This window comes from Polaribacter staleyi (assembly GCF_038024045.1).
GTDB classification, from domain to species: domain Bacteria; phylum Bacteroidota; class Bacteroidia; order Flavobacteriales; family Flavobacteriaceae; genus Polaribacter; species Polaribacter butkevichii.
Window position 1 is genome coordinate 2,441,124 of record NZ_CP150665.1, and the last position, 13,791, is coordinate 2,454,914.

13 protein-coding genes are annotated in these 13,791 nt (G+C 30.4%); 10 read left to right on the plus strand and 3 right to left on the minus strand.

Annotated features, from left to right (window positions below):
* Positions 1-216: 216 nt before the first annotated feature.
* Positions 217-2,295 carry a M13 family metallopeptidase gene (locus WHD07_RS10405; RefSeq protein WP_343328334.1) on the minus strand — a complete coding sequence of 693 codons (2,079 nt, stop codon included), beginning with the start codon at positions 2,293-2,295 and terminating at the stop codon, positions 217-219.
* 228 nt (positions 2,296-2,523) lie between these two features.
* Here WHD07_RS10405 and WHD07_RS10410 point away from each other — a divergent pair, with 228 nt between their 5' ends.
* A complete protein-coding gene (locus WHD07_RS10410; RefSeq protein WP_343328335.1) occupies positions 2,524-3,579 on the plus strand; it encodes an NAD(P)/FAD-dependent oxidoreductase in 1,056 nt (351 codons plus the stop codon).
* Positions 3,580-3,621: 42 nt separating this feature from the next.
* On the opposite strand, the gene WHD07_RS10415 is transcribed toward WHD07_RS10410, so the two are convergent.
* On the minus strand, positions 3,622-5,685 hold the full coding sequence (locus WHD07_RS10415; RefSeq protein ID WP_343328336.1) for a prolyl oligopeptidase family serine peptidase: 2,064 nt from the start codon (positions 5,683-5,685) through the stop codon (positions 3,622-3,624).
* A 195-nt stretch (positions 5,686-5,880) separates the two neighbouring features.
* On the opposite strand from WHD07_RS10415, the gene trxA reads away from it, so the two are divergent.
* Positions 5,881-6,240: a thioredoxin gene (gene trxA / locus WHD07_RS10420; RefSeq protein WP_105049844.1), complete on the plus strand. Its 360-nt coding sequence runs from the start codon at positions 5,881-5,883 to the stop codon at positions 6,238-6,240.
* A gap of 73 nt (positions 6,241-6,313) precedes the next feature.
* Here the strand turns inward: trxA and WHD07_RS10425 are convergent, their stop codons facing one another.
* Entirely contained in the window at positions 6,314-7,660 is a 1,347-nt protein-coding gene (locus WHD07_RS10425; RefSeq protein WP_343328337.1) for an OmpA family protein, read from the minus strand.
* A 250-nt stretch (positions 7,661-7,910) separates the two neighbouring features.
* Between WHD07_RS10425 and WHD07_RS10430 the strand changes: the two genes are divergently transcribed.
* From WHD07_RS10430 to WHD07_RS10465, 8 genes are all read left to right on the plus strand, one after another.
* Entirely contained in the window at positions 7,911-8,249 is a 339-nt protein-coding gene (locus tag WHD07_RS10430; protein ID WP_105049842.1) for a PadR family transcriptional regulator, read from the plus strand.
* Between the two features lie 11 nt (positions 8,250-8,260).
* On the plus strand, positions 8,261-8,911 hold the full coding sequence (locus WHD07_RS10435) for a hypothetical protein (protein WP_343328338.1): 651 nt from the start codon (positions 8,261-8,263) through the stop codon (positions 8,909-8,911).
* A gap of 75 nt (positions 8,912-8,986) precedes the next feature.
* Positions 8,987-9,298: a transposase gene (locus tag WHD07_RS10440; RefSeq protein ID WP_343328339.1), complete on the plus strand. Its 312-nt coding sequence runs from the start codon at positions 8,987-8,989 to the stop codon at positions 9,296-9,298.
* An 8-nt stretch (positions 9,299-9,306) separates the two neighbouring features.
* On the plus strand, positions 9,307-10,194 hold the full coding sequence (locus WHD07_RS10445; RefSeq protein WP_343330977.1) for an IS3 family transposase: 888 nt from the start codon (positions 9,307-9,309) through the stop codon (positions 10,192-10,194).
* 140 nt (positions 10,195-10,334) lie between these two features.
* Entirely contained in the window at positions 10,335-10,880 is a 546-nt protein-coding gene (locus tag WHD07_RS10450) for a hypothetical protein (RefSeq protein ID WP_343328340.1), read from the plus strand.
* A 2-nt stretch (positions 10,881-10,882) separates the two neighbouring features.
* Positions 10,883-11,560, plus strand: coding sequence for a hypothetical protein (locus WHD07_RS10455; RefSeq protein WP_343328341.1), 678 nt, complete (start codon positions 10,883-10,885; stop codon positions 11,558-11,560).
* A gap of 2 nt (positions 11,561-11,562) precedes the next feature.
* A complete protein-coding gene (locus tag WHD07_RS10460) occupies positions 11,563-12,270 on the plus strand; it encodes a hypothetical protein (protein WP_343328342.1) in 708 nt (235 codons plus the stop codon).
* A 51-nt stretch (positions 12,271-12,321) separates the two neighbouring features.
* Entirely contained in the window at positions 12,322-13,788 is a 1,467-nt protein-coding gene (locus WHD07_RS10465; protein WP_343328343.1) for a DUF5687 family protein, read from the plus strand.
* Positions 13,789-13,791: the final 3 nt, after the last annotated feature.

Consider the following 13,791-nt stretch of genomic DNA (forward strand, 5'->3'; position numbering starts at 1 on the left):
ATTTCTATTTGATTTCTTATAGCTAAAAGACAGCAAGTATGCTGCGTTAACGATTGAACGGCTTGTTTGAGCTCTCTTGCTTTTTAGCAAGAAGCGAGTAGTGAAAGCGTGACCCTTGTGGTAACGCCCAAAAAAAGAACCGACACTTTCGTATCGGTTCTTAAGTTCTAAAAAGTAATTTCTATAAAAAATTACATTGATAAAACAATTGGGGGACTACCAAATTTTCACTCTTTCTTCTGGTTTTAGATACATTTTATCACCTTCTTTAACATCGAATGCTTTGTAAAAAGCATCTACGTTTTTAAGAGGCATATACGCTCTATACATTCCAGGAGAATGTGTGTTTGTCATAATTAAATTTTTAAGTGCTTCGTCTCTCATTTTGGTTCTCCAGATGGTTCCCCAAGAAAGGAAAAAACGTTGCTCTGGCGTGTAACCATCTATATCTGCTGGTCTTCCGTTCTTTTGTAAGAAAATCTGTAAACCTTCGTAAGCCGCTTGTACACCTCCTAAATCTCCAATATTTTCTCCTAAAGTATATTCTCCATTTAAGTGCATGCTGTCTATTGCAATAATATCGCTGTATTGCTTAATTAATTTTCCGCCAATTTCTTTAAACTTTACAGCATCTTCTTCTGTCCACCAGTTTTTAAGGTTTCCATCACCATCAAAACGAGCACCAGAATCATCGAAACTATGAGAAATTTCATGTCCAATAACAGCTCCAATTCCACCATAATTTACAGCTTCATCTGCTTTATAATCATAGAAAGGAGGTTGTAAAATTGCTGCTGGAAAAACGATTTCATTATTTACAGGATTAAAGTAAGCATTTACTGTTTGAGGAGACATGCCCCATTCTGTTCTATCTACTTCTTTCCCTAATTTTGCCATTTCTTTGTTGTAGTTCCATTTGGTAACATTAATAGCGTTTTCAAAGTAAGAACCACCTTCTTTTAATCCTTTAACTTGTAATTCTGAATAATCTTTCCAAACATCTGGATAAGCTATCTTAACGGTTAATTTGTGTAGTTTTTCTAATGCTTTTTCTTTGGTAACTTCACTCATCCAAGGTAATTGTGCAATTCTAGCTTCGAAACCTAACATTACATTGTCAATCATTTCTTTGGCTTTTTCCTTTGCTTCTGGTGGAAACATTTTTTCTACATATAGTTTTCCTAAAGCTTCACCAACAGCACCATTTAAACTACCTAAAGCACGCTCATCTCTTGCACGTTGTTTTTTAGCGCCACGCATTTCTTTAGAATAGAATTCCCAGTTTGCAGTTTCTAAATCTGTAGAAAGAGAACCTAAAGCACTGTTTATAGTATTCCAACGTAATAATAATTTAATATCTGCAACAGACGTTTTTGCAAAAACATCGCTTAACGCTTTAAAATAACCCAGATCTGTTACAATAACCTTTTCTAAATCTTTTACACCAACACCATCTAAATGTGCTTGCCAATCTATTGCTGGAGATAATTTTTGCAATTCTGCAACCGTCATAGGATTGTAAAGCTTACGAATATCTCTGCTTTCTTCTTTAGACATCATTGGTGTTGCTAAACTAGTTTCTAAAGCAACAATTGTAGCTGCATTCTTTTTAGCTGTAGTTGCATCGTCTCCAAATTCTTGTAACATTTTTGCTACAAATTCTTGGTATTTTTCTAATTTGTCTTTTACTTTATCATCTACATAATAATCTCTAGATAAACCTAAGCTTCCTCCGCCCATATAACCTGCATATTGGCTGCTGTTTTTTAAATCGTTATAAACACCAAAACCATAAAAACCTCCGCCACCATAAGGCGCCATGTTTGTTAAATATGTTTCTACGTCTTTCTTTGTTTTAATTTCGTCTACTTTTGCTAAATAAGGCATTACTGGTGCTTTACCCTGGGCATTTCTAGCAACCGTGTCCATTATGGTTTGGTAATAATTTACCGCTTTCTCTTGATCTGAATCTATTTCGTTTCCTTTAGCATCTTTTACTTTTGGGAAATTTCTTTCTTCAATTGCTTTGTTTAAAATAGTCAAAACGTCTGCATCTGTTTTTTTACGAAGTTGATTAAAACCACCCCAAGAAGTTTGATCGTCTGGAATTTCTGTTTTATCGATCCAAGTTCCATTTACATGTCTAAAAAAATCGTCTGTAGGTTTTACAGTTTTATCCATATTTTCTAAGGCAATACCAGGGGCTTTTTCTTCCTTAGGTTTGTCTTGTTTACAAGCTACTAAACCTAAAGAGGCAATAGCCGATACAAAAAACACTTTTTTAATTGTCTTCATGATTTATTGATTTGATTGAGTTTAATTGATACAATTAGTAACAACAATTGCAGATTGTTACAAATTTTAACTTTTAGTTCTGTTTTTTTTCTTGATTTGGTAATTGCTCGAATACCATATCAAATATAAAGAATTAAAAAACGACATATCTATTTCATATGTTTATCTCTAAAAAAACAAAACTTATCCCTTTTAAATACATTAGTTTTGTAACCACAATAACTGCATATGAAAGATTATATTATAATTGGAGCTGGTCAATCTGGGCTTGCTATTGCTTATCATTTAAGTAAACAAAATGCAGATTTTTTAATTGTTGATGCAAATTCTGAAACTGGTGAACCTTGGTTAAAAAGATGGGATTCTTTAAAATTATTTACTCCATCTGAATTTAATAGTTTACCAGGAATGAAATTCCCTTATAAAAAAGGGCATTATGCTAATAAATACGAAGTAGCAGATTATTTAAAATCGTATGTTTTCAAATTTAATATTCAGGTTGAGTTTAACCATAAAATAACTTCTTTAAAAAAAGAACACGGTGTTTTCACCTTAAAAAGTGATACACAAACCTTTAAAGCAAAGAATGTAATTATAGCTACAGGTCCTTTTCACAAACCATTTACACCAAGTTGTCATACAAAAATAGCTAAAGACGTTTTACAAATTCATAGCGAACATTATAAAAGTCCAAATCAGTTACAAGAAGGAGCAACACTAGTTGTGGGCGCGGGAGACTCTGGAGTTCAGATTCTAAATGAAGTTTCAAAAACCGATAGAACCGTTTATTTTTCTGGAAACACAAACATCGTTTCACTACCGCAAGAACTCTTAGGCAAAACTTTATGGTGGTGGTTTCGTAAAGTTGGTTTTTTAACTGCCAATAAATATTCTTGGATTGGTAAAAAACTTAGCAACAGCGGTCAGCCAGTTATTGGAACCGATGTAAAAACATTGTTTAAAAAAGAGAACATTACGTGTGTTGGTAGAACATTAGATGCCAATGAGAAAACCATCATATTTGAAAAACAAAAAATAAACGATATTAAAAATATTGTTTGGGCAACAGGTTTTAAACCCAACTTTAGTTGGATTGATAATATTGAACTAGACGACCGCCATTATCCTAAAAATTATAGAGGCGTAAGCGATATGGAAGGTTTGTATTTTATTGGGCTACCTTGGTTATACACAAGAGGTTCTGCTACTTTAGGCGGTGTAAAAAAAGATGCAAAATACCTATGTAACTACATTGCTAAAAAAGAAAAAGATAGCTATAAGTAACAGCCATCTTTTTATCAATTTAGTTATTTTATAAACTATAACTTATTTTTTCGCCTTTGGCGGATTTGGTAATTGTTGAAACCCCATATTAAATAACGTAAAACCAAAAATATCTGCATATTGCGCTATTGTTTTTGCAACAGGTGTTCCTGCTCCATGCCCCGCATTGGTTTCTATTCTTATTAAAGTTGGGTTTTCTCCTGTTTGTTTTTCTTGTAATACTGCCGCAAATTTAAAACTATGTGCAGGCACTACTCTATCATCATGATCGCCTGTGGTTATTAAAGTTGCCGGATATTTTACACCTTCTTTTATAGTATGTACTGGCGAATATCCTTTTAAATATTCAAACATTTCTTTGCTGTCATTTGCGGTTCCATAATCATAGGCCCATCCTGCGCCAGCAGTAAACGTGTGATAACGCAACATATCTAAAACACCAACAGCAGGTAAAACTACTTTTGCCAATTGGGGTCTTTGCGTCATGGTTGCACCAACTAAAAGTCCGCCATTAGAACCACCACGAATTGCTAAATATTCTGACGTAGTATATTTTTTGCTGATTAAAAACTCGGCAGCCGCAATAAAATCGTCAAAAACATTTTGTTTTTTTAATTGCGTTCCGGCATCGTGCCATTTCTTTCCGTATTCTCCTCCCCCTCTTAAATTTGCAACTGCGTAAATTCCGCCTTGTTCCATCCAAACTACGTTTGCAATACTAAAAGCAGGAGTTAAACTGATATTAAACCCTCCATAGCCATATAAAATAGTTGGGTTTTTACCGTTTAGTTCCATTCCCTTTTTATGCGTGATAATCATCGGAATTTTTGTTCCATCTTTCGATGGATAAAAAACTTGCTGACTTACATAATCATCTGCATTAAAAGCTACTTTTGGTTTCCAATAAGATTTGTAATTCCCTTCTTTAGGGTTGAATTTATATGACGAATTTGGTGTGTTATAATTGGTAAATGAAAAATACAATTCTTTGGCTTTTGTTTTTCCGCTGAAACCACCAGCAGAACCAATACCTGGTAAATTAATTTCTCTAATAATTTCTCTAGTAAAATTATACTGAAAAACCTTAGAAACCGCATCTACCATATAATGTGCAAATAGATAATTAGAACCTGTAGAAATACTTAAAACATTTTCTGTTTCCGGAATAAAGTCTTGCCAATTTTCTGCCGTAGGATTTGTAAAGTTTACCGTAACTACTTTTTTATTTGGTGCATTTAAATTGGTTACCAAAAACAGCTTATCTCCTCTATTATCAACAACATAAGTATCACTTTCTACCGTTTCTATAATTGGTTTTAACTCATTATTTTTATCAGATAAATCTTTGATAAACAATTTATTTCCAGAAGTAGAAACTTGTGCGGTTATTACCAAGTATTTAAAATCTTCGGTTAAGTACCCACCAACATATCTGTGTTTTTCTGCAGGAGTTCCTCCAAAAATAATGGTATCGTCTTTTTGAGAAGTATCTAATTTATGATAATATAATTTGTGTTGATCTGTTTTTGCAGACAACTCGCTTCCAGTTGGCTTATCATAACTAGAATAGTAAAAACCTTCGTTTTTGTACCAAGAAATTCCAGAGAACTTTACATCCACCAAAATATCTTCTTTTGTGGTTTTGGTTTCCACATCAATAATAATAATTTTACGCCAATCAGAACCTCCTTCAGAAATAGAATAGGCAGCTGTTTTACCATCTTCAGAAAAACTTAAAGCACCTAAAGAAGTGGTTCCGTCTTCAGAAAAAGTATTTGGGTCTAAAAATATTTCAGGTTCAGAGTTTCCTTTGGTTCTATAAATTACATTTTGATTTTGTAATCCATCATTTTTAGAAAAATACGTGTAATCGCCTTCTATAAAAGGAGTTCCTATTTTTTCGTAGTTCCATAATTTAGACAAACGTTCTTTTAATTGTTTTCTGTACGGAATTTGATCTAAATATTTAAAAGTAACTTGGTTTTCTTCTTTTACCCAAGCTTTTGTTTCTGGACTTTCATCATCTTCTAACCATCTGTAATTGTCTACAACATCGATTCCAAAATAAGAATCTACAACTGGTTTTTTGTTTGTTTTTGGATACATCAACTTTTTTTATTGTTTCTTTAGAAGACACTAAAATAATACATCCTTTGTAAGCTTCTCTACTTTTACCTAATTATTAACATACTGTAATTTAAAGTATATAAAAACGACTACTTTTGTATAAATAGATTCTTGCTTAGGCAAAAAAGACAAATTAGATATTTTCGATTTTAATCGAAAGAAAATAATATTATTATGACAGAAAACTTAACAAAAGCAGCCTTTTTAGAAAAGGTGTTTAATTTTGAAGAAAACAAAGAATGGAAATTTGAAGGGAAAAGACCCGCTTTAATAGATTTTTATGCAGATTGGTGTGGACCTTGTAAAGCAATTGCACCTGTTTTAGAACAATTATCTAATGAATATGAAGGTAAAATTGACATTTATAAAATAGATACAGAAGCAGAACAAGAATTATCTGCTGCTTTTGGCATTAGAAGTATTCCTTCGATGTTATTTTGCCCTGCAGAAGGAGATCCACAAATGGCAAATGGTGCTTTACCAAAAGCAGAATTAGAACGCATTATTGCTGATGTTTTAAAGGTAACAAAGTAAGATTACCATAATAAAAAAAAGTGTTTAAACTATTATAGTTTAAACACTTTTCATTCAGCATAATTAACGAACTCTAATTTAAAATTTTAATTTCTATTCTTCTATTTTCTTTGTGCTCTTCTTTACTACAAGAATTACATGGAGAACAATAATGCAAAGGAGAATTTTCTCCGAGTCCATTTACAAAAATTTGAGATTTTGAAACTCCGTTTTTTATGAGGTAATTCTTCACAGAATTAGCTCTCCTTTCAGATAATTTTTGGTTGGAATCTAAATTCCCTAAACAATCTGTATATCCTGTAATCATAAATTTTTGATTAGGTAATTTCTTAACAACAGAAACAGCATTATTTAATACAGAATAAAATTCTGTTTTAATTATAGCTTTTGATGTATCAAATTGAATACCTCTTAAAGAAAGGTTTAAGGCATCTAGTTCATTTTCTTGAACTATTTTTTTAGACACTTCACTTGGGCAACCATTATTTTTTTGTTCTCCTTTAACCAAAGGGCATTTATCAATACCATCAGCTACACCATCATTATCTGTATCTAATGCTCTTCCGGCACCATCCACCACTGCGTTACTTAAAGTGTTTGGTTCTTTATCAAACTCATTGACTACACCATCATTATCATCATCATTTAAGTTTAATATTTTATTTACAGGTTTATTTAATTCTTGTTTACTTAAAGCATCCTTTAGTTTAAGTGCATAAGGATCTGACCAAACTAATTTTTCTTTTGTACCGAAATGATAAGTTATACCAATACTTGCTGTAAGCAAACGCTCTTGTGCATTTGCATGTTTGGTAGAAGCTACACCATCAAACATGTCTCTACCATTTAACATAAAGTTTGCTCTTGCAGAAATATCGAAATTATCATTTAATCTTCGAGACAATATAGCACCCCCTTGTACATAAGCACTTCTTCTAGGGAAGTTATTTTTATACACTGTTGTTACATTGGTTTTGGTATTTCTAACCCTGGCAGTAAAATCCATAAACCCCATACCTGCATACACATAAGCATTCCATTTTCTATTACCAACCAAATCTCCTCTTCTAAAAACAGTATTAAGGTTTAACATTCCGTTAAAGGAAAGACCTAAGTATTTTGTGTTCCCATCTAAATTTGGAGTTGCATTTGTTTGTCTAGTTTTACCAAATTGTAGCAGTCCTTCTACACCAAAAGCATGATTAAACCATTTGGTGACTCCTAATTGACCGGCAATTCCTAACTTAAAAGCAGTTTCATCTGTTCTTAAATCTCCGGTGTAAATGGAACTAGGGCCAACAAAGAGGCTTAATGCCCAAGAATCATATTGACTTTCTCCATTCATAAATTTGTTTTCTTTTGTTTGCGCATTGGTAACTCCCAATGTTAAAATAAATAAGTAAGTGTAAATTTTTTTCATTTTCATAGCATGTTTTTTATTGATTACAAAAGTGTGTGTAATTATAAAAACACCTACAAGGATAAACACTATAAATTAAAAAGGAAATAATACATAAGAATTTTATGTATAAGAAAATTATGTATATATTTGTATTTAAGAAATTGTCACAACAAAGAACAAAGCAATCTGTTTTTAATGATAAGACTGCTTGGTAAACTTGCAATGACAATTAAACAAATAAACAGTTACACGATTACACATCAATAAAATGGGAAATCAGAAATTATATAAAGGGTCTTTACAAACCATCATTTTAAAGTTATTAGAAACAAACGATAAAATGTATGGTTATGAGATTACTCAAAAAGTAAAAGAATTAACCAAAGGCGAATTAAAAATTACCGAGGGTGCTTTGTATCCTGCATTGCACAAACTAGAAGCCGATGGTTTATTAGATGTAGAGGTTGCTAAAGTTGGTAATCGGCTTAGAAAATATTACAAGTTAACAGAAATCGGCACCAAAGAAACAGCCAACAAGTTGGATGAAATGCAAGAGTTTTTAAAAACGATGCAACAATTGGTGAATCCTAAATTTAGTTTGGAGTAAAAATTTTAGCTATGGAATTAAACAAAGAACAACTACAAAGAGTAGAACATTATTTAAACCTTAAAAACATTACTTATATTGATGTTCGTTTTGAAGTTTTAGATCATATTGTTTCTGATATAGAAACGAAAATGACAAAGGAAAATCTTGATTTTGAAACAGTTTTTTATAGCGTCACTAATAAATGGGATACGCATTTAAAAGAAACTTCTAGTTGGCTTTTTGGAGTAGCTTATTCTGCCCCAAAAATAGTATTAGAAAAGGCAAAAAAGAATTTTAAAAAATGGTTTTTCTTAATGCCAATACCTTATTTACTATCATATTTTTTAATAAATAAAATGGATTTTCTATATTCTATAAATATAGAAAGTAGCCTCAATTTAGTTTTTCAAATTGTTACTGTTTTAACTGTTGTATTGTTTGTTTTTCTATTGATTTCAAAAAATAAAAAAAGAACCACGTACAGTTTTATCTTAAAAACTCAAGGTTTAAATATTTTATTAGGAGCCATTCTTTTAATAGACTTCGATTTTTTTAATAGAGAAGGACATCTTAATCCCTTTCAAGTTGGACTTTTATTCTCTTTTATTTTGGGAACTTATATTTATTACCATTTTTATAAAAAACACAGAGAAACTATCAAAAAATATAAAATTTCATAATTATGGAATTATCTAGTTTAGCCCCTTAATAGTTCGGAGTGATATTTTAAATTTCAAAACTAATATATTTGAGATATGAAATACAAGAAATGGACATTAGAACAGAAGTTAGAAATTCTATCAGTTTCAGAAGAAATAGGTATTGTAGAAGCCTGCCGAAAATACAGTGTAAGCACTGGAACATTTTACAGTTGGCGAAAGAAGTTTGAGCACAAAGGAGAAGCAGGTTTGAAGGTAACTTATGATACCAAGAGTAAAGAACTTAAAGAGGCAGAAGAAGAGAATCGAGTTTTAAGAAAATTATTAAGTGATAGAGAAATTGAGCTTGAAGTACAACGAGAACTTTTAAAAAAAAAGTTTGGAACGTCCGATCCAAGAAAGATTTAGTCAATGCAATTTATAAAAAATATAAGTGTAGCAAAACAAAAATCCTAAAAATGGTAGGTATTGTAGAGAGTAGTTACTACAGAGAACCTAGTGGTGGTAAAAAAGGAAATAAGCCAACTAAAGAAACTTTTCATAAGACCAAAGGCTTTGTATTACAAAACGATGTAGTTGCAGCTATAAAAGAAATTTTACAGCATGAGTTTATAGATTGTGGTTATCGATTAATGACCAGCTATTTAAAAAGAGAGGGGTACACTATAAATCATAAAAAACTATATAGAATTATGAAAGAAGAAGGCTTACTCAAACTAGATAATAGGATAGATAGAAGTGGTTCAGGACGCAAGTTTGTAAAGTTCAGAAAAGTTCACACTTCTAAGCCCTTAGAATGCCTGGAAATGGATATAAAAATGGTTTGGATACCAAGTGTAGGAAAGAATGCTTATTTACTCTCGGTCATAGACGTTCATACTCGTAGAATACTAAAAGACTATTTTTCTTTTACCATTAAACAGCATCACGTTATTACATTACTATCTGAGTTGTTTCAAGATTATGATTACCCCAATAATGTAGTTATTAGAAGTGATAATGGAAGCCAATTTATAGCTAAAAGAGTACGTGAATACTTAGGTTTAATCGGAGTACAACAAGAATTTACACACATTGCAACACCTGAGGAAAATGCACATATAGAAGCGTATCACGGAATATTAAAAAAAGAAGTTTTTAAAAGGTTCGACTATCAATATTTTGGTGAAATAGAGCAAATATTAAAACGATACGTGAAATTTTATAACAATAGAAGACTTCACGGATTGTTGGGACGTATAACCCCAATGGAAAAATGGAATACAGATAAACATCTAATTATGATGAAAAATTTAACAGCTTAATTAATAATCGAAATTTAAAAGATTACTCTTGTTTTATAGGGGTCAAAACATTATCTAAAGAGCAAATACAAATAGTAGAAAATTATCTTGATAAAAAGAAGTTTCATTATATAGATCTGAAAGTCGAAATTTTAGACCATATGGTTTCTGATGTAGAGTATTTTATAGACAAAAATTTCTTATTTGAGAATGCCTTTAAAGCAACCATTTTAAAATGGGATAAACATTTTGACGAAACTACTAGTTTTTATTTTGGCTTACAGTATAATGAAGCTGAAATTGTTGTAAAAAATGCCGTTAAAATTTTTAAACCTTTTTACTTTATTTATTTAGTAGCTTATTCTTTACCTGTAATTATTTTTACAAATTTTAATATTGTACTTTCTAAAAACACCATAAATAATTTGAATCAAATTGTTTACACCACTTCAGCTACCTGCCTTATTTACTTATTATATATTATAGTTAGTAACATAAAATCTAAAGTAAAAACAACCTATAGCTACATACTAAAAACACAATATCTAAGTATTATTTTTATAATTATTTCTTTAATCAGAGGAAATTATTTTAATGATAATGGAGTTTTTCTAGGTTTCTTTTCAGCCGGTTTTGCAGTAACTTATATCTGCCATTATTTCTACAAAAAACATAAAGAAGCCATCAAAAAATATAAAATTCTATAGCTATGGAATTAACTAAAGAGCAACTTTTACAAATAGACAATTACATTTTTTCTTGCGGAATAAAATATTATGATGTTAGAACAGAAATTGTAGACCATTTTGCTAATGTTTTAGAAGAAAAAGTTACTAAAAATTCAGATTTGGATTTTAAAAAAGAAATTATAAATATTCATAGAAATTTTTCTGATCGAGGGTTTAATAATTTGCTAAAAGAGAAGACAAAATCTGTACAAAATAAGTTTTATAGGCAGTCTTTAGAGTTTTTAATTACATTTTTTAAATTGCCTAAAATTATTATTTCTGGTGCTTTATTTTATGCCTTGTTTTTGATAATGAATTTATTTGAAGATAAAGAAATCTTTTTTCAGATTTTAACAGGGTTTGGTTTTTTATACATTTTAGTTTTCTTTTTTAGTTTATTCATAAAAAAGAAAAAAAAGCAAGAAGAATTTTTAGCTTTAAACATGAATAATAGCTTATTCAATATTATTAATAATGCAGTTATATTGTTTAATTCTATTACAATATTTAGAACTTCAGAAAGTCTTTTAAACCCTATTCATAACAATATTCAATTAGGAATTTTTGTATTATTTGTATTGTTTTTATGGTCAACAAATACTATTCATCATCAGAATAAAAAGATAGTGAAAGAGCAATATGCAAATGTAATTATTTAACCATGAAACTAACACAAACCCACATAGAAGAACTCTACAAATTCACCAGAAAACATTATGTATATCACTACGATGTACAAACAGAATTGGTAGATCATTTAGCCAACGATATTGAAGAAATTTGGGTAGCGCAGCCACTTTTAACATTTGAAGATGCAAGAGATAAGTCTTTTAAAAAATTTGGTGTTTTTGGTTTTATGGATGTGGTAGAACAGAAACAGAACCAAATGAACAAACGATATTGGAAAATTATTTTACGTTTTGTCAAAGAGTGGTTTACAGTACCTAAAATAGTGGTTACTTCCGCTATTTTTTTAACTTTTTACCTTGCTTTATCACTACCTTTTTCAATATATGTTTTGATGGCTGCTATTTTAGGTTTGGCTATTCACGAAATGATAAAAACAGCTATTACAAGAAGGAAACACAAAATAAAAGTCAAGAAAAAAGAAAACATCTTTTTACTAGAAGCTATGATTGGAGAAACAAGAAGTACTTTTACTTTAATAACATTTGTTAATCTTTTTAATATCATCAACCTTAGTCAAATAGATTTTAATACTTTAAATAATTATTGGTTATTCTTAATTGCCGCCTTAGCAACTTTATTTGCTATTATCTCTTACATTACCTCTGTAATCATCCCACAAAAAGCAGAAGAATTATTAGAAGAAACGTATCCAGAATATAAACTTTCTAAAAATTTGTAACAAAATCGTTTTATAAACTACTTATTATCAATCGAACTAATTAACCAACTTATGATTTCACACTTTTTAAAATTAGAATGGAAACAATTTACACGGTCTGCTTCCTTCGGTAAAAGTATTGGCGTAAAAATTTTGATGGGCTTTTTTGCTCTGTACTTTATTTTAATGTTTTTAGGTTTAGGGATTGGAGGCTTTTTTATGGTAAAAGAACAATTTCCAAATCAAGATCCCTTAGTGGTTGTAAATAGTTTTTTACTCTTTGCAATTACAGGAGATTTAATTTTTAGGTACCTAATGCAAAATTTACCAATAATGAATATTAAACCATTGTTGGTCTTACCCGTTAAAAAAAATACCATTGTACATTATGTCTTGGTAAAATCGTCTTTTTCGTTTTTTAACATTATGAGTTTGTTTTTTTACATTCCGTTTTCTCTAGTTTTAATTAAAGAAGGCTATGTAACAGAAGGCGTTTTAGGATGGTTATTACTAATGCTTTTATTAATTCAATCTGCTAACTTTCTAAATTTTTTAATCAATAAAAACAATGTTGCTTTTGGAGCTTTATTGGTCATTTTATTAGGTGGTTTCTTAGTGCAGCGTTATGAAATTTTTAATATAGCAGGCTTTATTGGTCAAGGTTTCGATTTTATTTATCACAACCCAATTTATAGTCTTTTAGGTTTTATTTTACTTGCAGTTTTATATCAACTAAATTATAAACAACTAAGAAACCAAGTCTATTTAGACCAAGCAGTTGCAACCAAAGTAAAAGAAGCAAACTCGTCTGATTTATCTTGGGCGGATAAGTTAGGAGATGTTGCGCCATTTATAAAAAACGACCTGCGCTTAATAACAAGAAATAAAAGAACAAAATCTTCCTTTTTTATCTTAATTATTGGTTTGTTGTATGGTTTATTCTTTTATCCACAAGCAGCCTATAAAGACATGGCTTTTATGTATGTTTTGGTCGGAATCTTTTCTACAGGAACATTTTTAATCAATTTTGGACAATTTATTCCTGCCTGGGACAGTAGTTATTACAATCTTTTAATGAGTCAGAATTTTAAATACGAGCGTTATTTAAAATCAAAATTTACGCTGATGACCGCTAGTATTATCATTTTATTTCTTCTTGGTATACCTTATGTATATTTTGGATGGAAAATTTTAGTAGTACATTTTGCAGCCATGATTTACAATATTGGCGTAAACACACATGTAATTTTATACGGAGGTTCCTTTAACCGAAAGAAAATAAATTTAGATGAAAAAGCAGCTTTTAATTATCAAGGAACAGGAGCAGTACAATGGTTAATAGGTATTCCTTTAATGTTTGTACCCATGGGACTTTTTGGTTTGATAAACTGGTTAGTTAGCTTTGAAGTTGCCGTAATTGTTTTAGCAGGCCTAGGCTTTATAGGTGTTGCTTTACATAAAAAATTAATGGCAGCAATCACCAAAAAATATGTTGCATCAAAATACATAATGATTCATTCTTTTAAACAAGAAAATTAATTT

Coding starts and splice junctions, on each gene's coding strand:
- WHD07_RS10455 (WP_343328341.1), top strand. CDS start 10,883: ATGGAATTAACTAAAGAGCAACTTTTACAAATAGACAATTACATTTTT.
- WHD07_RS10435 (WP_343328338.1), top strand. CDS start 8,261: ATGGAATTAAACAAAGAACAACTACAAAGAGTAGAACATTATTTAAAC.
- WHD07_RS10440 (WP_343328339.1), top strand. CDS start 8,987: ATGAAATACAAGAAATGGACATTAGAACAGAAGTTAGAAATTCTATCA.
- WHD07_RS10450 (WP_343328340.1), top strand. CDS start 10,335: ATGGTTTCTGATGTAGAGTATTTTATAGACAAAAATTTCTTATTTGAG.
- WHD07_RS10425 (WP_343328337.1), bottom strand. CDS start 7,660: ATGAAAAAAATTTACACTTACTTATTTATTTTAACATTGGGAGTTACC.
- WHD07_RS10410 (WP_343328335.1), top strand. CDS start 2,524: ATGAAAGATTATATTATAATTGGAGCTGGTCAATCTGGGCTTGCTATT.
- WHD07_RS10430 (WP_105049842.1), top strand. CDS start 7,911: ATGGGAAATCAGAAATTATATAAAGGGTCTTTACAAACCATCATTTTA.
- WHD07_RS10415 (WP_343328336.1), bottom strand. CDS start 5,685: ATGTATCCAAAAACAAACAAAAAACCAGTTGTAGATTCTTATTTTGGA.
- trxA (WP_105049844.1), top strand. CDS start 5,881: ATGACAGAAAACTTAACAAAAGCAGCCTTTTTAGAAAAGGTGTTTAAT.
- WHD07_RS10405 (WP_343328334.1), bottom strand. CDS start 2,295: ATGAAGACAATTAAAAAAGTGTTTTTTGTATCGGCTATTGCCTCTTTA.
- WHD07_RS10465 (WP_343328343.1), top strand. CDS start 12,322: ATGATTTCACACTTTTTAAAATTAGAATGGAAACAATTTACACGGTCT.
- WHD07_RS10460 (WP_343328342.1), top strand. CDS start 11,563: ATGAAACTAACACAAACCCACATAGAAGAACTCTACAAATTCACCAGA.